Raw genomic sequence first — 20,273 nt, 5'->3', positions numbered from 1 at the left:
ACCGATCCCACTTTCACCTGGTGTGTTGCCCTGGTAACCGGGTAAATTCAATGCTTACAGGCGTAGTTGATACGGATGTCAGCGGCTGATGTCTCGGGGGAGCGGTGCCGCCCGCCTCCGGAGTTGTGGCCGCCGACGGCGTTGAACAACGGAGGCGGGACACAGCCAGATGCGCGTATCGGAAGGGTCACCGCTCTACGGCCGGGACCCCCTCCTGCGCTCGCTCGTCCCCCGGCTCACGGGCCTGACACTCGACGAGAGATCCCGTACGGCCCGCGAACACCACGGCGACCTGCCGGTGGTGCTGGTGACGGGTTACCACGGCATAGGGCGCAGCGCCGTCCTCGCGGAGCTGGCCGCGTGCTACCGGGACCGGCTGCCGCTCGCGCACATCAAGGTGGTCGCCGCCGAGAACGGCGCGTTCCGGCCCGCCCCGGCCGGCGGCGCGGTTCCCACCGCCGCCACCCTGGTCGAGATCCTGGCGGAGCTGGTGTGCGGGCTCGCACCCGGGCTGCGCCGCCGGTTCCCCGTCCTGGTGCCCGGCCTGTTCGCCGTGTCCGGCTGGCACCACGGCAACGCGGAGCAACGGGACGCGGCGTGTCTGCGGTTCGCCCGGCTGCTGCTCGCCTGCCGCCTCACCGGCGGGGACGAGAGCACGCTGCGGCACGCCTGGGCCACCGCCGTAGAAGGCCGTCTGGAGGCCGACAGCCCGGACCCCGACACCGATTCGGTCCCTCCGGACCGGGACGCGGTCACCGCCGCCGTGGTGGCCGAGTACGCCGACCGGCACCAGCCGGCCGCGGCCCTGGAGTGGTACCGGCGGCGCTTTCCCCGGGGCGCGGAGGGCCAGGATCCGCTGGTCCTGCTCGGACAGTGGTTCCAGCAGGGCGGCGACTACCGGCACGCGGCCGAGCAGACCCTGATGGCCGCCTTCCTGCACGATGTGGCCGCCTCCTACGGCAGGCTGCAGCGGTGGAACCGGGAGCCGTGGCCGCTCATCCTGCTCGACGACACCCACCACCCGCCCGGGCAGAACTTCCTCGATCTGCTGCTGGAGCACCGGGCGAGGCCCGAGCGCCGCGACCACGAGGAAGTGGTCGTCGTGGCCACCCGGCTCGGCGGCCTGCCGGAGGGCGCGTCCGCCGCGGTCCGCCGCAACCTCCCCGACCTGGTGAAGTCCTCCGGCTGGGAACGCAAGGGCCTCAGCCCCTCCGCCGGGCTGCTCGCCGTCCCCCTCACTCCGCTGAGCCGGGACGACATCCTGCCCCTCCTGGTGCCGGACCGGCCCGCCCGGCCGCTCCACCCCTATCTGGCCTCCGCCGTGCACTCCCTCACCGGCGGACATCCCGCGGTGATCACCGTGCTGTGCGCGGCGATACTGGACGCCACCGCGGAGGGTGGCAGCGTGGGCCCGCGGGACCTTCTCCACCTGCGCGCCAAGGACGGGCGCCCGGTCACCGAAGCGCTCCTGGAGCGGCTGCTTCCGGACCGGCGCCAGCGCGACCGGCTGACGCTTCTCTCGCTCGCCCGCGACAGCACCGCGGCCGAGGCGCTGGCGGACCATCTGCGCCTCCAGGGCCCCGATCAGCTGCCCGCCAACTCCGCCACCGACTACCTCGAAGAGCAGCAGTGGCAGCAGCTCACCCCGCCGGACCAGCCGCTGGTCACCGACCGCCTGCTGCGGACCCTGCTGGTGCACGAGGCGCGCCGTACCTCGCGAGCGGCCGAGGACGGCCGCGGCTGGCAGGACATCCACCGCTTTCTGCGGATGCACCACGCGCAGCGCGGCGAGAGCGGGGAGGCGGACGCCCTGCGGCACACGCTCGCGTCCGGGAACGCCGAGGCCGTGGTGGCCATGCTGGCGGAGGAGTTCCAGTCCGAGCAGGACGAACACGCCGCCGCGCACTGGCTGCTGTGCCTGCAGTACGCCGCCACCGCGCCCACCCCGCCCGCCGGGGAGTGGACCGACGAACGCATGCAGGTCGCTCTCGGCGCGCACGACGGCCGGTACGCGGGGCTGCACGAGATCGAGCGCTGCGTCAACCGGCTGCTGCACGCCCTGTGGCATGTGTGCGAACCGCACGCCGAGCCGGACCCCGACATGTGCAAGGCCGTCGGCGAAGAACTGGCCTACCTCTCACCGCGGCACCCGTCCTGGCACGCCGTCCTGGGCCAGGCCGCCCGCAGCTGGCCTGCGGCGGCGCGGAAGAAGCGCCCCTTCCCCATCACCGGTCAGTGAGGAAGCATGCTGCTGCGTCTGTTCCGTCGTCATCCCCGCGAGTGGGGTCCGGTCGAATGGCTGGCGGTCTGCGGACTCGGCGCCCTGGCCGCCGCCGCAATCGCCGTCGTCGTCAGCATGGCGCGGGGCCCCGGCAGGTGCGGTGAGGACCTGCGGGACATCGACGGGGACTGCGTCGGCGTCACCGCGAACGCCTTCGAGGCGGATCCGGGCATCAAGAGCCTCATCGAGGCGGTGGCGGACGAGAACGCCCGGGTGGAGCAGAACGCGGAGTCCCCGTCGAGCGGCCCCGAGATCCCCTACGTGCGCATCGCGCTGATGATGCCCTTCACCGCGGACGAGCACAGCGCCATGACGACGGACATGATCCGCCGCGGCCTCGCCGGGGCCCTCGCCGCGCAGCGGCAGGCCAACCGCTTCGGCGGCCCGCACTACCAGCTGCTGCTCGCCCCCGACGGCCGCAACCTCGACCAGTGGGAACCCGTCGTCGCGCGCCTCGCCGAACTGGCCGAGGACACCCGCGCGCCACTGGTCGGCGTGACCGGCATCCCCAGCAGTACGCCGGACACGCGCCGGGCGATCGCCGCGCTCAGCAAGCACAGCATCCCCACCGTCGGCCCCGTCATCACCGCGGCCAACATGAACTCCCCGTACTTCTTCAAGACCTCGGCCAACAACGACCAGTTCGCCCGCGCCCTGGGGCAGTACCTGGCCGAGAAGCCGGGGAAGCACCGGGGTTTCCTGGTCTGGGACAACCGCGACGAGGACGTCTACTCGCAGAACCTGCGCGCCGTCTTCGAAAGACACTTCGGCGACGCGTACGGCCTGGCCCACCACAACTCGAACTTCACCGGCACCTCCGGCACCGACAAGGGCATCCCCCAGCGGTTCACCGACGCCGTACAGAAGATCTGCAACGAGAAGTCCGACACCGTCTTCTTCGCCGGACGCGACCAGGACCTGCCCGCGTTCATCGAGCGCCTGGCCCAGGAGGGCGACTGCGGCCGCACCACGAAGCTGCGCATCCTCAAGGTGGGCATCGGCCTGGAACCCACTCTCACCGCCGACGCCCCCACGCAGCGGCTGGACGATGCCCGCGCCACGATAGTCGACGCGTCCTGCGTCGACCCCGCCTGGTGGAACGGCAAGAACAAGCCCAAGAAGGCACTCGGCAGCTTCCTCGGCCACTTCGAGGAGCTGACGAAGCGGCACAAGCTCGGCACCAAGCCACTCGACGACGGCTACGCCGTCATGTACCACGACGCGTTCGCACTCCTCGCGGGCGCCGTGGACCGCACCTACACCGAGATCAACGAGGGCGGCCACAAGACCCCGAAGTCCCCGAGCATCCCCACGAAGGACGACGTCTACAACACCCTCATCATCCCGAGCATCTCGGGCGACTCCTGCAGTTCCTGCCTGATCGGCGCGGGTGGCACCTACGGCTTCGAAGGCCCGGGCAAGAACGACCAATGGGCCGTCTGCAAGCCGGTCCCCGTGGTCGAATACCCGCCCGCCACCCGCACCGGAGCGCAGAGCCCGACCACCCTCTACCGCACCTACCGCGACGGCCCCCGGGACGCCTGCCCCTCCTGAACGCGCCCTTCGTGATCCGGATGTCACACATCGCGCGCCGCGGTGCACTCCTTAAGGTCCGCCGACGATGCAATGGGGCACCGTCGACCGAGGTAGTTGTGAGGAGCCGCATGGAGATCGCGGTCGCGGCAGCCGTGGGAACGGTCTGCGCCGCGGGAGCGCGCCTGCTGTACGCCTGGATAGGCAGTCGGGCCGACGTTCGGCTGGCCCGGCTGCGTCAGCAGGGCATCAGCGAGCGCGTGCGCGCGCTGCCACCGGGCACCACGCTGAGCGAAGCACACCACGGCGACAGCATCCGGGTCCAGGTCGGTCCACCGACGGGAGGAGCGCGTGGATAGCCGCACGAGCCATACCGTCCGCGCCCTGCCCGTGTCCCTCCCCGGCCAACGTGGGGTTTCCGTGCCCGCCCACCAGGACGAGGCCCTCCGTGAGAGCTTCTCCCGCTACTACGAGCAGCACATGGCGTCCCTGATCAGGTTCGTCATGCGCTACGGGGCCAGTCCGCACGAAGCGGCCGATGCCGCTCAGGCCGCCTTCATCGAGGGCTTCCGGGTGTGGCATCTGATCGAGTCCCCCGGCGCGTGGCTGCGCAAAGTGGCCTTCCGTCAGTATCTGCGGCAGGCCCCGCGCCCGCAGGAGGAACTCACCGACGAGGTGCCCGACCGCCCGGCGTTCTCCTGCCCGTTGGAGAGAGTGGAGCTGGCCGACGAGGAGAAGCGGGTGTTCGAGGCGCTGGCCCAGCTGCCGATGAGGCAGCGTCAGGTGATGGCCTGGCTCCTCGACGGCTACTCGACGAACGAGATCGCGGAGACGTTGGAGATGCGGCCGAACGCGGTCCGGCAAAACGTCGCCCGCGCCCGTGCCCTGCTGAAGGACATCCTGGGCCTGACACCCGCTGGAGGTGCGAAATGACCCATCCGGACACGGCACTCGACGCTCTCCTCGCCGCAGCAGACGCTGCCGTACTGGATACCGTGAGCGCCGGCCTCGACACCGACCGCGGCGCCGCCCTGGTGCACTGGCACGCGGTCCCCACCGAAGACGTACCACTGCCCAGTGGGCCCGATCTGTACGCGGCGTACCGCGACATCCACATCGACGGGGCCGTCACCCTCCGCATACCGGGGACGGAGGCGGGGACGGACGCCACCGGAACCTCCGACGCGGCGGCCGGGCGGCCGCCCACGTTCGCCGAGCTGCTCGCGGACGCCTACCAGGACACCACGCTGCTGGCGCGGCTCCTCCCGACCGGCCAGGTCTCCGGCGACACCTGCCTGCTGCGGAACCAGCTGGACGCCAGGATCGCCTACTACCACAACCGGCTCGTCACGTGCGGTCCGTACACCGGCCAGGGGCTGACCGGAACCGCCGCGATGCACTTCACGCTCGCGGTGTGGGGCAGTGCGTGCCGCATCCGGCGGCGGCTGGGGCAGGGCCGGGAGGACGACACCCTGCCCCCGGGGGCCGTCCTGCACGCCATCTCGTTGTGCACGTCGGTCATCGACGCGATGGAGGCCATCCGGGACAGCCTCTCGGCCCGATTCGGCATCGGGGCCACCGCCGCGATGACGTGATGCTGCGCGGCCGCGCCCGGGCGCGGGCCAGGCGCCTAGACGCAGGTCGGGCACAGTCCCCGGTAGGTGACCTCCGCCCCGGACACCGTGAAGCCGAACCGCTCCTCCGTGGGGAGGGCGGCCAGTGGATCGCCGATGGGGTGGACGTCGCGGATGGTGCCGCAGCCGGAGCACACCAGGTGCTGATGGGGGTGGTGCGCGTTGGGGTCGTAGCGCTTGGCGCGGCCGTCGGTGGTGACCTCGGTCACTTCGCGGAGGGAGACCAGCTCGCCCAGGGTGTTGTAGACGGTCGCCCGGGAGATCTCGGGCAGCCGCTCCGCCGCGCGGGCGTGCACCTCGTCGGCGGTGAGGTGCACATGGTCCCCGTCGAGGACCTCCGCAACGACGCGTCGCTGGGAGGTCATCCGCCAGCCACGCCCTCGTAGTCGCCGCAGCAGGTCACTCATACAGGCTCACCTATTCACGTTCGGTGGGATGCCCGGATCCTACCCATGGGTGTCCGGGACTCTGATGGGATCTGGGTTTGGCGTGCTTATTGACTTAGACCCTGTCCATCGTAGGATCGGTTCCGGCGATAGCCAAGGGACAGGAAGACTCCAATTCGGCAGAGACGGAGACGTGGGGCCCGTGCCCCGACTGTTCCACCGCCCGCAGTTCCCTGGGCACCTGATCCGCCTGGTCCGGAAGGATTCCCATGTCTGACAACCATGAAGCAATCGTCGTAGACGCGAACACGGAGGGCGAGGGCGCAGGTGGCTGCCCGGTCGCGCACGGGGGCACTCCGCACCCGACCCAAGGCGACGGAAACCGCCAGTGGTGGCCGGAGCGGCTCAATCTGAAGATCCTGGCCAAGAACCCCGCCGTGGCCGACCCGCTCGGCGAGGACTTCGACTACGCCGAGGCGTTCAACGGCCTCGACCTTGCGGCCGTGAAGCAGGACATCGCGGAGGTGCTGACCACCTCGCAGGACTGGTGGCCCGCCGACTTCGGCCACTACGGCCCGTTCATGATCCGGATGGCCTGGCACAGCGCGGGCACCTACCGGATCAGCGACGGCCGCGGCGGTGGCGGCACCGGCCAGCAGCGCTTCGCCCCCCTGAACAGCTGGCCGGACAACGGGAACCTCGACAAGGCCCGCCGTCTGCTGTGGCCGGTCAAGAAGAAGTACGGCCAGAGCCTCTCGTGGGCCGACCTCATGATCCTCACCGGCAATGTCGCCCTGGAGTCGATGGGCTTCGAGACCTTCGGCTTCGCCGGCGGCCGCGCGGACGTCTGGGAGCCCGAGGACGACGTGTACTGGGGCCCCGAGACCACCTGGCTCGGCGACGAGCGCTACTCCGGCGACCGCGAGCTGGAGAACCCCCTCGGCGCGGTGCAGATGGGCCTCATCTACGTCAACCCGGAGGGCCCCAACGGCAACCCGGACCCGCTCGCCGCGGCCCGCGACATCCGTGAGACCTTCCGCCGGATGGCGATGAACGACGAGGAGACGGTCGCCCTGATCGCGGGCGGTCACACCTTCGGCAAGACCCACGGCGCGGGCCCGGCGGACCACGTCGGCGCCGACCCCGAGGCCGCCACCATGGCGGAGCAGGGCCTGGGCTGGAAGAGCACCTACCGCACCGGCAAGGGCGCGGACGCCATCACCTCCGGTCTGGAGGTGACCTGGACCACGAGCCCGACCCAGTGGAGCAACGGGTTCTTCAAGAACCTCTTCGAGTACGAGTACGAGCTGACCCAGAGCCCGGCCGGGGCCAACCAGTGGGTGGCCAAGGACGCCCCGGAGATCGTCCCGGACGCGCACGACTCGTCGAAGAAGCACCGTCCGCAGATGCTCACCACCGACCTGTCGCTGCGCTTCGACCCGATCTACGAGCCGATCTCGCGCCGCTTCTACGAGAACCCGGAGGAGTTCGCGGACGCGTTCGCCCGGGCCTGGTACAAGCTGACCCACCGCGACATGGGCCCGAAGTCGCTCCTGCTCGGTCCCGAGGTCCCGGAGGAGACCCTGCTGTGGCAGGACCCGCTGCCCGCCGCGGAGGGTGAGACCCTCGGCGCCGAGGACATCGCGGCCCTCAAGGCCAAGCTCCTCGACTCGGGTCTGACCGTCTCGCAGCTCGTCGGCACCGCGTGGGCGTCGGCCTCGACCTTCCGCGGCAGCGACAAGCGCGGCGGCGCCAACGGTGCGCGCATCCGCCTGGAGCCGCAGCGCGGCTGGGAGGTCAACAACCCCGACCAGCTCGCGACGGTGCTCCGCACCCTCGAGGGCATCCAGCGGGAGTTCAACTCGGGCGCCAAGAAGGTGTCCCTGGCCGACCTGATCGTGCTCGGCGGCTCCGCTGCCGTGGAGAAGGCGGCCAAGGACGCGGGCCACGCCGTCGAGGTGCCCTTCACCCCGGGCCGGGTCGACGCGACCGATGAGCACACCGACGCCGAGTCGTTCGCCGCGCTGGAGCCGACCGCGGACGGGTTCCGCAACTACGTCGGCAAGGGCAACCGGCTCCCGGCCGAGTACCTGCTGATCGACCGGGCGAACCTGCTGACCCTGAGCGCCCCCGAGCTGACGGTCCTCGTCGGTGGCCTCCGCGTGCTGGGCGCCAACCACGCCCAGTCCTCGCACGGCGTCTTCACCGACGCCCCGGGCACGCTGACCAACGACTTCTTCGTCAACCTGCTCGACCTGGGCACGGAGTGGAAGTCGACGTCCGAGGCCCAGGACACGTTCGAGGGCCGCGACGCCGCCACCGGCGAGGTCAAGTGGACGGGCACCCGTGCCGACCTCGTCTTCGGGTCGAACTCCGAGCTGCGCGCGCTCGCGGAGGTCTACGCGAGCGATGACGCGAAGAAGAAGTTCGTGAAGGACTTCGTCGAGGCGTGGACCAAGGTGATGAACCTCGACCGGTTCGACCTCGTCTGATCGCCCAACCGCCTGACCAGTGACGTCCAGGCCGGTCCGCACGGACCGGCCTGGACGTTCTGCGTCCGGTGACCGCGGCTCAGCCGGTGAACGGCAGCGGAGACAGCCCGGGCGGCATGTTGTACGGGGTGACCACCTGGATCGCCGAGGGCAGCGCGGGCCCCTCGCCGGGCAGCGCCTTGTGGGCGCGCATGATCGTCTGGCAGGCGCGGCGCATGTCCTGGCGCAGGTCGTGATGGAGGACCGCGGAGAGGCGCCGTTCGCGCAGCAGCCGGGTGTTGTCGTGGTCCAGATCGTGGGCGACGAACGCCGCGCACTCCCGCCCGAGGGCGTCGAAGGCGTCGAGGGTCGCGGCGTTGCCCCCGCCGATCGAGTAGACGGCGACGATGCCGGCGTCGCGCTTCAGCGCCGCCACGACGAGGTCGCGCTGGGTGGCGTCGAGACCGTCACTGTCGGTGACCTCCACCACCGACCGCCCGGGGTGGGCGCTGCGCATCGCGCCGCGGAAGCCCATCTCGCGTTCCTCCTCGCCGCGGAAGGAGCCCCGGCTGAGGGTGGCGAGCACATTGCCGGGCCGGGGGCCGAGCCACTGCCCGATGAGGTAGGCGGCGGTGGCTCCGGCGGCGCGGTTGTCGATGCCGACGTAGGCCGAGCGTGCGCTGCCGGGCAGGTCGGTGACCAGCGTGACGACGGGGATGCCTGCCTCGACCAGCCGGCCGACGGCGGCGCCGATCTCCGGCAGGTCCGGGGCCTTGAGGAGCACGCCCTGTGAACCCCGCTTGGCGATCTTGTCCATGGCCGAGATCAGTTCCGAGGAGGGGCCGGTCTCCCGGAAGTGGAAGCGCGAGCGCACCACGGCGGGGTGGAGCGAGGGCAGTTCGGCTTCGAGCGCGTCGCGTACGGCGGTCGAGAACCGGTCCGGCGCCTGCATCACGATGTCGATCATGAAGGTGCGGCCCCCGATGCGGACCTGGGTCCGCTGGCGGTCCAGGTCCTCGACCGCCTGGCGCACCTCCCTGACGGTGCTCTCCCGTACGCCGCCCCGGTCGTTGAGGACCCGGTCGACGGTGGCCTCGCTCAACCCGGCCTGCCGGGCGATCTCCCTGATCGGATAGGGGTGCCGCATGACTGATCCCCGAAAGTCGATGATGGTTTTTTGATGGTCCGCTGAGGATTGCTTGATGGAAGCAGGTTCATAAGACTGGCAGAAAAGCAGGCATGGCGAAAGGATCCAGATGTCCCCCTCCGACGCGGGATCACGGACGTGGCTGACCGAGGACGACTGCGCTCTCAAGGAGTTCCGTGCCCTGGTAGAGCAGGGCACCGACCCGCATGACCACCCCTCGGCCGAACGGATCGAGCAGGGTGTCCCGCTGTACGACAGCGACCGGCTCCGCGGCCTCGCGGCCACCCCGCGGGGGCGCCGGGCGGTGCAGGACGAGCTGGTGCGGTCCCTGCTGGACGGGCCCGGCGTGGTGGTGCTGCGGGGCGCGTATCCGGACCCCGCCGTCGTGGACGGCGCGTCGGAGGCGTTCCGCGCGCTGATCGAGGAGGAGCGCGCGCGGGGCGGCGCCCGCGGCGACCACTTCGCCAAGCCGGGCGCCAACGACCGGGTGTGGAACGCGCTGGACAAGATGGCCGTGCGCGCGCCGGAGGCGTTCGCGGACTACTACGCCAACGACATGCTGGCGCTCATTGCCGAGGCGTGGCTGGGCCCGGCGTACCAGGTCACCTCGCAGGTCAACGTGGTCAACCCGGGTGGCGCCGCGCAGAGCGTGCACCGCGACTACCACCTGGGCTTCCTCCCGCAGGAGCAGGCGGCCGCGTACCCGGCGCACGTCCACCGGCTGTCGCCCGTGCTGACCCTGCAGGGTGCGGTGGCGCACTGCGACATGCCGGTCGAGTCGGGGCCGACGCTGTACCTGCCGCATTCGCAGAAGTACGAGCCCGGGTATCTGGCGTGGCGGCTGCCGGAGTTCATCGAGTACTTCGAAGGCCACCACATCCAGCTCCCGCTGGAGAAGGGCGACGCGGTGTTCTTCAACCCCGCGCTCTTCCACGCCGCCGGGCACAACCGCTCGGCCGGCATCAAGCGCATGGCCAATCTGCTCCAGATCTCCTCCGCCTTCGGGCGCGCGATGGAGAGCGTGGACCGCGAGGCGATGGCGAACGCGCTCTTCCCCGTGCTGCTGCGCCGCAAGGCCGAGGGCGTCTGTGAGGAGTGGCTGCACCGGGTGGTGGCCGCCACGGCCGAGGGCTACGCCTTCCCCACCAATCTGGACCTCGACCCGCCGGTCGGCGGGCTGGCTCCGCGCTCCCAGGCGGATACTCTCCGGCAGGCCGTGGCCGAGGACTGGGCCCCGGAGCGGCTGCGTCAGGAACTGCACGCGGGCGCCGAGCGCCGCCAGAGCTGAAGGGGATACAGCACACTCATGGGACTGCTCGAAGGCAAGATCGTCCTGGTCAATGGCGGCAGCCAGGGCGTGGGCGCGGGAACCGTACGGGCCGCCGTGCGCGAGGGCGCGACGGTCGTCTTCACCGGACGCCGGGCCGACGTCGCCGAGAAGCTCGCCGCGGACACCGGCGCCCGCTTCGTCCGCGCGGACCTGGCGGATCCGGCGCAGGCGCGGACAAGCGTCGTACGGACCGTGGAGGCGCACGGGCGCGTCGACTGCCTGGTCAACGCGGCCGGGCTGACGTCGCGCGGCTCGCTGCTGGACACCACGCCGGAGCTGTTCGACGCGCATATGGCGATCAACCTGCGCGCGCCGTTCTTCGCGATGCAGGCGGCGGTGGCCGACATGACGGCCCGCGAGGCGCCGGGCACCATCGTCAACATCGGCTCCAACTGCGCCCACGGCGGTCCGCCCCATCTGGCGCCGTACGCCGCCGCGAAGGCGGGGCTGGCGGGGCTGACCCGCAACGCGGCCTACGCCCACCGCTGGGACCGCGTCCGCGTCAACGGCCTCAACATCGGCTGGACGGACACCGAGGGCGAGGACGCGACGCAGCGCGCCTTCCACGGTGCGGGCGACGACTGGCGGGAGAAGGCCGCCGCGTCACAGCCGATGGGAAAGCTGGGTCAGGCCGACGAGATCGCGGACTTCGTGGTCTTCCTGCTCTCCGAGCGCAGCGGCGTGGTCACCGGATCGGTCATCGACTGGGACCAGAACATCATCGGCGGGTTCGAGTGAACGGCCCACGGGCCGGAGGGGCGGAATTGCCATGCGTATAGGCATCATGGGGCTGGGCCGGATCGGCGCGTTTCACGCGCAGACCCTGGCCGGACTGGACACGGTGGACTCCCTCGTGGTCACCGACCCGGTGGCCGCCGCCACCGCCGGGGCCCCCGAACGATGGGGGGCCACCGTGGTGGACTCCCCCGAGGCCGTGTTCGCCGCCGGGGTCGACGGCGTCGTCATCGCCGCCGCGACCGACACCCACCCGGATCTGATCCTCGCCGCGGTCAAGGCGGGTGTGCCCGCGTTCTGCGAGAAGCCCGTGGCCCGCGGGGTCGAGGAGGCCGCCGACGTACTGCGCGCGGTCGAGGGCAGCGGGCTCGAGGTGCACATCGGCTTCAACCGGCGCTTCGACGCGGGCTGCGTGGCCGCGCGCGCGGCCGTGCTGAGCGGTGAGCTGGGGGCGCTGCACACCGTGCGGTCCACCACGCTGGACCCCGCCCCTCCCCCGGCCTCCTACGTCGCGGTCTCCGGTGGCATCTTCCGCGACTGCGGTGTGCACGACTTCGACATCGTGCGCTGGGTGACGGGACGCGAGGTCACCGAGGTGTACGCGACCGGCGGCAACCGGGGTGCGGAGTACATCCGGGAGGCGGGCGACGTCGACACGGCGTCCGCGCTGCTCACCCTGGACGACGGCACCCTCGCCGTCGTCTCCAACTCCCGCCATAACGCCCGCGGTTACGATGTGCGTCTGGAGCTGCACGGCATGCGGGACAGCGTCGCGGTCGGGCTGGAGGACAGACTGCCGCTGCGGTCGGTCGAACCGGGTGTCACCTTCCCGGCCGGGCCGCCGCACGACTTCTTCATGGACCGCTTCGCCGACGCCTACCGCGCCGAACTCACCGCCTTCACCGAGGTCGTGGCGGGCGCCCGGCCCTCGCCCTGCACGGTGGCCGATGCCATCGAGGCGAGCTGGATCGCCGAAGCCTGCGCGGTGTCGCTGCGCGAACACCGGCCGGTGCGGCTCGAAGAGGTGCGTACGGCATGACGGATGAGCCCCTGCGGATCGGTGTGCTGGGCGCGGCCCGGATCGCCGAACTGTCCCTCGTCGGTCCGGCCCGTGCGGGCGGCCACCGCCTGGTCGCGGTGGCCGCCCGCGACCGCGGCCGGGCCGAGGAGTTCGCCGTCGCGCACGGCGTCGAGCGAGTGGTCGCGTCGTACGCCGCCCTCGTCGCCGATCCGGAGATCGAGGTGGTCTACAACCCGCTGGCCAACGGGCTGCACGGACCGTGGAACCTGGCCGCCCTCGCAGCGGGCAAACACGTCCTCACGGAGAAGCCGTCCGCGAGCAACGCGGAGGAGGCCGCCGAGGTCCATCGCGCAGCCCGCATGGCGGGCACCGTCTTCATGGAGGGCTTCCACTATCTGTTCCACCCCGTCACCCGGCGGCTGCACGACCTGCTGGAGGGCGGGGAACTGGGTGAACTCCGGCATGTGGAGACCATGATGGCCATGCCCGCGCCATCGGACACCGATGTGCGCTGGTCGCTCCCGCTCGCGGGTGGCGCGCTCATGGACCTGGGGTGCTACAGCCTCCACGCACAGCGGATGCTCGCCCCCTGGGCCGGTGGCGAGCCCCGTCCGGTCGCGGCGCGTGGCGAGGAGCGGGCCGGGACACCGGGAGTGGACGCGTGGCTCGATGCCGACCTGGAGTTCCCGGGCGGCGCGACCGGTACCGCCCGCTGCCACATGGCGTATCACGAGTGGCGGATGAGCTGCCGGGTCGTGGGAACACGCGGCGAGGCGACGGCGGTGAACTTCGTCCAGCCCCATCTGGACGACCGGGTCGTGGTGCGTACGGCCGCCGGTGAGCGCGTCGAACAGCTCGGCCGCCGGTCCTCGTACACGTACCAGCTCGAAGCCTTCGCCGCCCATCTGCGCCACGGTGCGCCACTGCCCCTCGGCGCCGAGGACGCGCTGACGACCATGCAGCTCATCGACGACTGCTACCGGGCGGCCGGTTTCCCGGTCCGCCCACGGACGGTCGTTCCCACCGCGGTGTGAACGGCGGGTGAGGGGGGCCGCCCCGGCCCCCTCACCGCACCGCACCGCACCGCGAGGGCTGTCTCACCGCGCGGGGTCGAGCACCCCCACGGCCGTGCGGTACGCCACGTCGGCGGCCTCCCGCACCGGGAGCGCCCGGTGCGCGTCGGACAGGATCTCCACTCCCCACGGGCCGGACCAGCCGGTGTCTCGGAGCGCGGTGACGATGCCCGGCAGGTCGAAGGAGCCCTCGCCGCACAGGCGGCGACGCCGGACGGTGTCCTCGAAGAGCGTGCCGACGACCCGGCTGTCCGCGTCGTTCAGCTCCACGCCCACGATGCGCGACCGCGGTACGGCCGCCAGCTCGGCCGGTGGGGTGTGGGCGCGCTCGGTGTGCCAGACGTCGATGATGAGGCCGCCCGCCGGATGGCCCGCGGTCTCGACCAGCCGGAGTCCGTCGTGCACGGTCTTGAGGTTGGACCAGGGCAGGAACTCGATTCCGAGCCGGGCGCCCACGCCATCCGCCTGCGCGGCCAGCACGGCGAACTCCCCGGCCCAGGCGTCGGGGTCCCACGGCCGGTCCTCCACATCGGGTCCGATCTTCAGGTGGTGGGCGCCGAGCGCCTCGGCGGTCCGCAGGAGGTCGCGTCGTACCGCGTCCGAGGCCGCGCGCCGGTGGCCGTCGGCCCACCAGTCGGTCAGGAGCTCCAGCTCCAGCTGGACCAGCCCGTTGTCCGCGAGAAGCGAGCGGATCCCCGCGAGCCCGTACGCGCGCTCGGCCTCCACCAGATCCGCGTACAGCAGCCCGAAGCCCCTGAACCCGGCGGCGCCCGCGGCCTCCGCCCGCTCCCGCAGGGTCAGCGGGCTGCGCTCGTCGCCCCGCCCGGGCGCGGCGTCCCCGGCGGTGGTCCAGCAGGTGGCGAGCAGATTCTCGGTGTCCGGTGCTTGTTGCTGCATGACGGGATCCTTCCCTTCCGCAGGCGGCGCCGAATCGTGCCCGGGCGCGATTCTGAAGGGGCGGGAACCATCATTAACCCGTCATCGACAAGTGGGAAGTCTGCGGTCGGTCGAGACCGCGCTCGTGCTGCGCCGCGTCGAGCAGCTCACCCCGGATGTCCCGGGCGGTGGCCGCCGTGGCTACCGTGAGGGCTGCGGGCCGGTCTGAGCACGACGCTCACGCTGGTCAGGGACCCTGCCCACCGTTTCGTGAAAGGCACCCATGACGACTGTCGAAACCTCGGTGCGCGAGGGGGTGGCGCATCTGGTGCTCCACCGCGCGTCCGCGCTCAACGCACTCGACACCGACACCGTGCTGGCCATGCGCGGCGCGCTGGACCGGTGGCGCGGCGATCCCGGTGTCCGCGCGGTCGTCGTCCGCAGCGGCACGCCACGGGCGTTCTGCGCGGGAGGAGACATCCGGGCGATCCGTGAGGCGGCGCTGCGTGGCGACTTCGCGGCGACGACCCGGTTCTTCCGCGAGGAGTACGCCCTGAACCAGGAGATCGCCGAGTACCCCAAGCCGTATCTGGCCCTGATCGACGGGGTGGCGATGGGCGGCGGTCTCGGCATCTCCGTGCACGGTGCGGTGCGCGTGGCCACCGAGCGGTCGGTGTTCGCGATGCCGGAAACCCTGATCGGCTTCTTCCCCGATGTCGGCGCCTGCTCGTTCCTGCCCCGGCTCGGCGGCGCGCTCGGCCGCTACCTCGGGCTGACCGGCGCGCGCCTGGGCGGGGCCGACGCGGTCAAGGCCGGGCTCGCGACCCACTTCGTGTCCTCCGCGGACCTGCCCGAGTTCCTCACCGCGCTGGACACCGCCGAACCGGACGACGCGCTCGCCAAGTACGCCCGTACCGCGCCCTCGTCCGACCTGGACGACCTCGGCGACCGTATCGCCACGGCCTTCGCGCCGGGCTCACTGTCCGACGTGGCCGGCCGCCTCCGGGCGGACGGTTCGGCATGGGCGGAGACGGCGCTCGGCTCGCTCGCGGCCGCGTCTCCGCTGAGCCTCGCCCTGACCGACGAGATGCTGCGGCTGGGCGGGCGGGACAGCCTCGCCCAGGTCCTCCGGCGGGACCTGGTGGTGGCGTCCCGGCTGGTCCGTGAGCCGGACTTCGCCGAAGGTGTCCGTGCGAAGCTGGTGGACAAGACCGGGGACGCGCGCTGGTCGTTCGCGTCCACCGAGGCGGTTCCCCACGAGCGGATCGCCGAACTGCTGGGCGGCGAGGGGGAAACCGCACCCGGTCGGTGAGGGCCGAAGGTAGGGTCATCGCACCGCCGCCCACCACGGCGGCGGGTGGTTTCACCAACGGGAGAATCTACGTGCGCAGGCATTCACTCTTGAGCCGGTCGGCGGCTACGGCAGGGGTCCTCATGCTGGCCCTCGCCGCCTCCGCCGGGACGGCTCAGGCAGCGGAATCACGGGGAGGCGTCGCCACGTTCGCCGCGGCCCCCACATGTGTGAAGGTCAATGTCGACGAGGGCACCATCTCGAAGACGGCCTATGTGAAGAACGGGTGCTCGACGACCAAGCGCGTCAAGGTCGTCTGGTCCTTCGCCCCCGATTCCGGCTGCAACACCCTCAAGCCCGGGCAGAAGTTCAAGAGCAAGCGCGGCCTGGCTCCGCAGTTCGACGGTCTGGCCCTGTGCTGACCGCACTCTGATCCGCCTCGCGGGCCCCGGACACCGACGCGGGTGTCCGGGGCTCGCGCGCGTACCGGCGCTGACCTACTGTGGCGATGCTTCGTCCGTACCACCGCGGGGAGAGTGATGTGCCGTGTCCACGATGGACGAGGCCGAGCTGCGCCGGGCCGTGGCGGTGGCCGGTGAGCTGGCGCGCTGGGCGACGGAGGCCATGCGCCGTCCCCGTACCGGCGACGTACGGTACAAGGCCAACGCGGCCGACCTGGTCACCGACACCGATGAGCTGATCGAGCGCCGGGTCCGCTCCGTGCTGCTGCGCGAATTCCCCGGCCACCGGGTGGAGGGCGAGGAGTACGGGGTGCGCGAGGGCGCGGCGGGGGCGCCGAGCTGGGTGGTGGACCCGGTCGACGGCACCACGAACTACGCACACGGAGTGGGCTGGAGTTCGTTCTCCCTCGGCATGTCCGACGCGTCCGGGCCGCTGCTCGGCCTGGTGGCCGATCCATGGCGGGGCGAGGTCTTCACGGCGGTGCGCGGCGAGGGCGCCCGACTGGAGGGGGAGCCGATCCGGGCCACCGGCGCCACGGGGGTGCGGGGGCAGGTCGTGATGACGGAGTGGGCGGCCCATGCGCCGTGGCGCGGCATGGACCGGGTGCTCGCGGAGCTGTCCCGCCGTCTGTGCACCGTGCGGATCATGGGCTCGACGGCGCTGTCGCTGGCCCAGGTGGCGGCGGGCCGGGCCAGCGCGGGGGCGATCGGCAGGTTCCAGGCGGTGGACGGCCTGCCCGCCCTGCTGATCTGCCGGGAGGCGGGCGCGCTCGCGTTCGACGACACCGGGCCGACCACGGGCGTGCCGTCGGGCGGGCTGCTGGTCGCGGCGCCCGGGGCGGCGGACGAGATGCACGGCATCTGGCGCGCCGCCCGGGCGGGCAACGGCGGCGGTTAGCCGCGGGCGTCCTGGTGGCCGTCCTGCTGGCCGTCCAGGTGGGCGAGGAAGTCCCGCAGGGCGGCGTTGACTTCGTCCGGGCGCTCCTGCTGGGTCCAGTGGCCGCAGCCGTGCAGGGTCACCTCGTCATGCAGCCGGGGGACGATACGGCGCAGTGAGGCGCGCAGGGTGTCCACGCCGCGGAACGAGGTGACCAGGTCGCGGTCGCCCACCATGTACAGCGCGGGCACCTCGATGCCACGGCCCCGGAAGGGGGCGAGGAGTTCCTGGTTGCGCTCGATGTTGCGGTACCAGTTGAGGGGGCCGGTGAAGGCCCGGGTGCCGTGTTCCGCGTAGTCGCGGGCGAAGACCTCGATGTCCGCTTCGGTGAGCCAGCCGGGCAGCTGGTCCGGTTCCGGCACGGTGTCCAGCAGGGCCTTGCCCTCGGGGATGACCCACGGCCGGGGCCGCTCGTTCTTCGGGTTGTCCCCGGAGCCGCTGAACAGGATCCGGCGGAGGGACGAGGCGATGTCCTGCCCCAACTCGGCGTCGGCGATGCCCGGTTGCTGGAAGTAGTTCTGGTAGAAGCCCTCGCCGTAGTACTTCCGGGTGGCGGAGGGCGGGGCCATTCCGGCGGGCAGCGCGGGCGGGACGCTCAGCCCGGCCACGCCGCGTACGACGTCAGGGCGCAGCATCGCCGTGATCCAGGCGACCGGGGCGCCCCAGTCGTGTCCGACGACGACCGCCTGCTCCTCGCCGAGGGCGCGGATCAGCGCGATCACGTCTCCGGCCAGGTGGAGCAGGCTGTACGAGGCGATGTCCTCGGGCTGCTCACTGCGGGCGTAGCCGCGCTGGTCGGGGGCGACGACGCGGTATCCGGCCTCGGCCAGCGGGCCGAACTGGTGGCGCCAGGAGTACCAGCTCTCCGGAAAGCCGTGCAGCAGCAGGACCAGCGGCCCCTGCCCCTGCTCCGCGATGTGCAGCCGCACACCGTTCACCTCGACGACGTCATGCTTGACCGGGCTGTGCACTGTGGTTCCTCTTCCGGTTGCTTTACTGCCGAGTAACGATGCTATATGCACGCGTTGCCGCGTGCGTGCGAAAAGCCGTTGCGTACGCCACGTCCCGGCGGGCAGGGTGCGGCAGGTGAACACCGCTGCTTCGGAAGGAGCCTTCGTGCCGCATTCCGCTTCGCCCTCCGTCCGGGAGTTCCCCGTGTCGGACGAGCGGTCGGGCCCGTACGCGCTCGCCACCGGCCCTGACGGCGCCCTGTGGCTCACCCTCGTGCACAGCGGCCAGATCGCCCGGCTCACCGTCGATGGCGGCCTCACCACCTACGACCTGGACTCGCGCACCTGCCGGCCGACGATCATCACGGCCGGGGCGGACGGGGCGTTGTGGTTCGCCCGGTCCCAGGACCACCGGATCGGCCGTATCACGACCGACGGCCGGTCCGAGGCGTACGCCGTGCCGACGCCCGGGAGCGGGCCGTTCGGCATCACCGCCGGTCCGGACGGCGCCCTGTGGTTCACGGAGATGAACACCGACCGCATTGGCCGCATCGGCCTCGACGGCGCGATCACCGAGTTCACCCTGCCGGTCGAGGGCGGGTTCCCTTCCGCCATCACGGCGGGCCCGGACGGCGCGCTGTGGTTCACCCTCAACCAGGCGAACGCCATCGGCCGGATCGACCTGGCCGGTGAGGTCGCCCTCCATCCGCTGCCGACGGCCGGCGCCGGGCCGGTGGGGATCGCCTGTGACGGCGACGCCCTGTGGTTCGTCGAGATCGCGGCGGGCCGGATCGGCCGGATCGCGGTGGACGGCGGGATCGAGGAGTTCCCGCTCCCCGACCGTACGGCCAAGCCGCACGCCATCGTCGCGGTGTCCGCCGGGGCGTGCTGGTTCACCGAGTGGGGCGCCAACCGCGTCGGCCACATCACGGCGAACGGCGAGATCTCGGAGTACGGCCTGCCGGCGTCGTCATCGGAGCCGCACGGCATCGCCGTGGGACCGGACGGGGCGCTCTGGGTGGCCCTCGAAACCGGCACGGTCGCCCGGGTGGAACCGTAGTCAACGGCGCGCGTCGGCGGGGTCGACGCCGGTCATGGTGCGGCTCAGGTCCCACAGCCGCGCGGCCGCGGCGGTGTCGGTGAGGTGCTCCCACACCGGCTCGGTACGGGGGCTGCCGCGCAGGCCGAAGGCGCGCGGCCCCCACAACTGACCGCCGCGCACGGCGGGATCGAGCACCGCCCGCACCGCGGGCCACGCCCCGGCGTGCTTGCCCTGGAGGAGGACACCGGCGGGCGCCCCGCGCAGCCGGGCGCCCACGGACCGTACGTGCACGGGCGGCCGCGAGGGGGTGAGGGAGTCGAGGGCCCCGCCGGGGTGGACCACCACGCTCGCCACCGTGCTGCGAGCGGCGCGCAGACGGCGGTCGAGTTCCAGGCCGAAGTACATCTGCGCCAGCTTGGACCGCCCGTAGGTGCGCTTCGGCCGGTAGTCCCGCCGGGACTGCGGGTCGTCCAGGTCGAGCCGTTCGGTCTTCGCCGCGAAGCTGCCCATGGTGACGACGCGGCCCGCCGGGGCGGCCGACAGCAGCGGCATCAGCCACCGGGTCAGCGCGAAGTGTCCCAGGTGGTTCGTGCCGAACATCAGCTCGTGGCCCTCCGCGGTGGTGCGGCGCGGCGGGTCGTCGAGGGCCACCCCGGCGTTGTGGACCACCGCGTCGAGGTGTGCCGACTCCAGTGCGTCCACCGCGGTTTCGAGCGAGGCGAGGTCGGCGATGTCCAGCCGCAGGACACGCAGCCTCGCGCCGGGGACCCGCTCCCGGACCGCGGCCACCGCGGCCTCGGCCCTCGCCGGACTGCGGCTGCCCAGCACGACGGTGGCGCCGGTCGAGGCCAGCTGCTCCGTGATGAAGTACCCGATGCCCGCGTTGCCGCCGGTGACCAGGAAGACGCGGCCATCGGCACGCGGCAGCCGATGAACATCCCAGAGCGGGGCGGAGGACACGGATGACATGGCGGCAAGCTCCCTTACGGCAGAGGGCCCTTACGGCCCGGAGGTCGTAAGGGACGAACGCTCGGGGTGAGCGCCCTGCCGTCGAACATTCCAGCAGCCACCGACACATCGGCGACGGACCGGCTACAGATCGCCG

At 71.9% G+C, this 20,273-nt stretch carries 19 protein-coding genes; 14 read left to right on the top strand and 5 right to left on the bottom strand.

The features are described from left to right. Window positions 1–169: 169 nt before the first annotated feature. The 5 genes from ACZ59A_RS25500 (at window position 170) to ACZ59A_RS25480 (ending at window position 5,409) form a co-directional block, all read left to right on the top strand. Window positions 170–2,239: a P-loop NTPase family protein gene (locus ACZ59A_RS25500; protein ID WP_470962469.1), complete on the top strand. Its 2,070-nt coding sequence runs from the start codon at window positions 170–172 to the stop codon at window positions 2,237–2,239. Window positions 2,240–2,245: 6 nt separating this feature from the next. Beyond that, a complete protein-coding gene (locus tag ACZ59A_RS25495; protein WP_470962466.1) occupies window positions 2,246–3,835 on the top strand; it encodes an ABC transporter substrate-binding protein in 1,590 nt (529 codons plus the stop codon). A 110-nt stretch (window positions 3,836–3,945) separates the two neighbouring features. Beyond that, the gene (locus ACZ59A_RS25490) at window positions 3,946–4,173 is read left to right on the top strand and encodes a hypothetical protein (protein WP_470962463.1); all 228 of its coding nucleotides are present in this window, start codon (window positions 3,946–3,948) and stop codon (window positions 4,171–4,173) included. Further along, the gene (locus ACZ59A_RS25485; RefSeq protein WP_468043814.1) at window positions 4,166–4,747 is read left to right on the top strand and encodes an RNA polymerase sigma factor; all 582 of its coding nucleotides are present in this window, start codon (window positions 4,166–4,168) and stop codon (window positions 4,745–4,747) included. Before ACZ59A_RS25490 ends, ACZ59A_RS25485 begins: the two co-directional genes overlap by 8 nt. Next, entirely contained in the window at window positions 4,744–5,409 is a 666-nt protein-coding gene (locus tag ACZ59A_RS25480; protein WP_470962459.1) for a hypothetical protein, read from the top strand. The genes ACZ59A_RS25485 and ACZ59A_RS25480 overlap by 4 nt, the downstream gene beginning before the upstream one ends. A 35-nt stretch (window positions 5,410–5,444) precedes the next feature. On the opposite strand, the gene ACZ59A_RS25475 is transcribed toward ACZ59A_RS25480, so the two are convergent. Then, window positions 5,445–5,855: a Fur family transcriptional regulator gene (locus ACZ59A_RS25475; protein ID WP_470962456.1), complete on the bottom strand. Its 411-nt coding sequence runs from the start codon at window positions 5,853–5,855 to the stop codon at window positions 5,445–5,447. A 248-nt stretch (window positions 5,856–6,103) separates the two neighbouring features. On the opposite strand from ACZ59A_RS25475, the gene katG reads away from it, so the two are divergent. Beyond that, the gene (katG, locus tag ACZ59A_RS25470; protein ID WP_470962453.1) at window positions 6,104–8,326 is read left to right on the top strand and encodes a catalase/peroxidase HPI; all 2,223 of its coding nucleotides are present in this window, start codon (window positions 6,104–6,106) and stop codon (window positions 8,324–8,326) included. A 79-nt stretch (window positions 8,327–8,405) separates the two neighbouring features. Here katG and ACZ59A_RS25465 read toward each other — a convergent pair whose 3' ends face one another. Further along, a complete protein-coding gene (locus tag ACZ59A_RS25465) occupies window positions 8,406–9,452 on the bottom strand; it encodes a LacI family DNA-binding transcriptional regulator (RefSeq protein ID WP_470962450.1) in 1,047 nt (348 codons plus the stop codon). A gap of 109 nt (window positions 9,453–9,561) precedes the next feature. On the opposite strand from ACZ59A_RS25465, the gene ACZ59A_RS25460 reads away from it, so the two are divergent. From ACZ59A_RS25460 to ACZ59A_RS25445, 4 genes are read left to right on the top strand one after another with little or no spacing between them, the layout of a single operon-like run. Further along, complete coding sequence (locus tag ACZ59A_RS25460; protein ID WP_470962447.1) at window positions 9,562–10,740, top strand: phytanoyl-CoA dioxygenase family protein; 1,179 nt, start codon at window positions 9,562–9,564, stop codon at window positions 10,738–10,740. A gap of 18 nt (window positions 10,741–10,758) precedes the next feature. Next, complete coding sequence (locus ACZ59A_RS25455) at window positions 10,759–11,520, top strand: SDR family oxidoreductase (RefSeq protein ID WP_470962444.1); 762 nt, start codon at window positions 10,759–10,761, stop codon at window positions 11,518–11,520. Between the two features lie 31 nt (window positions 11,521–11,551). After that, window positions 11,552–12,556 (top strand): Gfo/Idh/MocA family protein, encoded by a 1,005-nt coding sequence (locus ACZ59A_RS25450; RefSeq protein WP_470962441.1) that lies wholly within the window; start codon window positions 11,552–11,554, stop codon window positions 12,554–12,556. Next, window positions 12,553–13,572 (top strand): Gfo/Idh/MocA family protein, encoded by a 1,020-nt coding sequence (locus ACZ59A_RS25445; RefSeq protein ID WP_470962438.1) that lies wholly within the window; start codon window positions 12,553–12,555, stop codon window positions 13,570–13,572. The genes ACZ59A_RS25450 and ACZ59A_RS25445 overlap by 4 nt, the downstream gene beginning before the upstream one ends. A gap of 63 nt (window positions 13,573–13,635) precedes the next feature. On the opposite strand, the gene ACZ59A_RS25440 is transcribed toward ACZ59A_RS25445, so the two are convergent. Next, on the bottom strand, window positions 13,636–14,508 hold the full coding sequence (locus tag ACZ59A_RS25440; protein ID WP_470962435.1) for a sugar phosphate isomerase/epimerase family protein: 873 nt from the start codon (window positions 14,506–14,508) through the stop codon (window positions 13,636–13,638). A 262-nt stretch (window positions 14,509–14,770) separates the two neighbouring features. Here ACZ59A_RS25440 and ACZ59A_RS25435 point away from each other — a divergent pair, with 262 nt between their 5' ends. The 3 genes from ACZ59A_RS25435 (at window position 14,771) to ACZ59A_RS25425 (ending at window position 17,137) form a co-directional block, all read left to right on the top strand. After that, a complete protein-coding gene (locus ACZ59A_RS25435; RefSeq protein WP_470962433.1) occupies window positions 14,771–15,799 on the top strand; it encodes an enoyl-CoA hydratase/isomerase family protein in 1,029 nt (342 codons plus the stop codon). Window positions 15,800–15,921: 122 nt separating this feature from the next. After that, entirely contained in the window at window positions 15,922–16,200 is a 279-nt protein-coding gene (locus tag ACZ59A_RS25430) for a hypothetical protein (protein ID WP_470962430.1), read from the top strand. A 133-nt stretch (window positions 16,201–16,333) separates the two neighbouring features. Further along, complete coding sequence (locus ACZ59A_RS25425; RefSeq protein ID WP_470963131.1) at window positions 16,334–17,137, top strand: inositol monophosphatase family protein; 804 nt, start codon at window positions 16,334–16,336, stop codon at window positions 17,135–17,137. Here ACZ59A_RS25425 and ACZ59A_RS25420 read toward each other — a convergent pair. Continuing rightward, window positions 17,134–18,147, bottom strand: coding sequence for an alpha/beta fold hydrolase (locus ACZ59A_RS25420; protein WP_470962427.1), 1,014 nt, complete (start codon window positions 18,145–18,147; stop codon window positions 17,134–17,136). The two genes, ACZ59A_RS25425 and ACZ59A_RS25420, sit on opposite strands and share 4 nt — an antisense overlap. Before the next feature lie 145 nt (window positions 18,148–18,292). Between ACZ59A_RS25420 and ACZ59A_RS25415 the strand changes: the two genes are divergently transcribed. Further along, window positions 18,293–19,186 (top strand): Vgb family protein, encoded by an 894-nt coding sequence (locus tag ACZ59A_RS25415; RefSeq protein WP_470962424.1) that lies wholly within the window; start codon window positions 18,293–18,295, stop codon window positions 19,184–19,186. On the opposite strand, the gene ACZ59A_RS25410 is transcribed toward ACZ59A_RS25415, so the two are convergent. Beyond that, on the bottom strand, window positions 19,187–20,137 hold the full coding sequence (locus ACZ59A_RS25410; RefSeq protein ID WP_470962421.1) for an SDR family NAD(P)-dependent oxidoreductase: 951 nt from the start codon (window positions 20,135–20,137) through the stop codon (window positions 19,187–19,189). Between the last annotated feature and the right edge of the window lie 136 nt (window positions 20,138–20,273).

The sequence above is a fragment of the Streptomyces sp. NPDC040405 genome (assembly GCF_055595765.1).
The sequence above is the reverse complement of the archived record's forward strand: the minus strand, read 5'-3'. Positions and strand labels throughout refer to the sequence as shown.

Excerpts from the sequence above, each read along its gene's own strand:
- ACZ59A_RS25465 (WP_470962450.1), bottom strand. The coding sequence starts at position 9,452 with ATGCGGCACCCCTATCCGATCAGGGAGATCGCCCGGCAGGCCGGGTTG.
- ACZ59A_RS25490 (WP_470962463.1), top strand. The coding sequence starts at position 3,946 with ATGGAGATCGCGGTCGCGGCAGCCGTGGGAACGGTCTGCGCCGCGGGA.
- ACZ59A_RS25480 (WP_470962459.1), top strand. The coding sequence starts at position 4,744 with ATGACCCATCCGGACACGGCACTCGACGCTCTCCTCGCCGCAGCAGAC.
- katG (WP_470962453.1), top strand. The coding sequence starts at position 6,104 with ATGTCTGACAACCATGAAGCAATCGTCGTAGACGCGAACACGGAGGGC.
- ACZ59A_RS25410 (WP_470962421.1), bottom strand. The coding sequence starts at position 20,137 with ATGTCATCCGTGTCCTCCGCCCCGCTCTGGGATGTTCATCGGCTGCCG.
- ACZ59A_RS25495 (WP_470962466.1), top strand. The coding sequence starts at position 2,246 with ATGCTGCTGCGTCTGTTCCGTCGTCATCCCCGCGAGTGGGGTCCGGTC.
- ACZ59A_RS25425 (WP_470963131.1), top strand. The coding sequence starts at position 16,334 with ATGGACGAGGCCGAGCTGCGCCGGGCCGTGGCGGTGGCCGGTGAGCTG.
- ACZ59A_RS25450 (WP_470962441.1), top strand. The coding sequence starts at position 11,552 with ATGCGTATAGGCATCATGGGGCTGGGCCGGATCGGCGCGTTTCACGCG.
- ACZ59A_RS25475 (WP_470962456.1), bottom strand. The coding sequence starts at position 5,855 with ATGAGTGACCTGCTGCGGCGACTACGAGGGCGTGGCTGGCGGATGACC.
- ACZ59A_RS25445 (WP_470962438.1), top strand. The coding sequence starts at position 12,553 with ATGACGGATGAGCCCCTGCGGATCGGTGTGCTGGGCGCGGCCCGGATC.
- ACZ59A_RS25500 (WP_470962469.1), top strand. The coding sequence starts at position 170 with ATGCGCGTATCGGAAGGGTCACCGCTCTACGGCCGGGACCCCCTCCTG.
- ACZ59A_RS25440 (WP_470962435.1), bottom strand. The coding sequence starts at position 14,508 with ATGCAGCAACAAGCACCGGACACCGAGAATCTGCTCGCCACCTGCTGG.
- ACZ59A_RS25455 (WP_470962444.1), top strand. The coding sequence starts at position 10,759 with ATGGGACTGCTCGAAGGCAAGATCGTCCTGGTCAATGGCGGCAGCCAG.
- ACZ59A_RS25430 (WP_470962430.1), top strand. The coding sequence starts at position 15,922 with ATGCTGGCCCTCGCCGCCTCCGCCGGGACGGCTCAGGCAGCGGAATCA.
- ACZ59A_RS25435 (WP_470962433.1), top strand. The coding sequence starts at position 14,771 with ATGACGACTGTCGAAACCTCGGTGCGCGAGGGGGTGGCGCATCTGGTG.
- ACZ59A_RS25460 (WP_470962447.1), top strand. The coding sequence starts at position 9,562 with ATGTCCCCCTCCGACGCGGGATCACGGACGTGGCTGACCGAGGACGAC.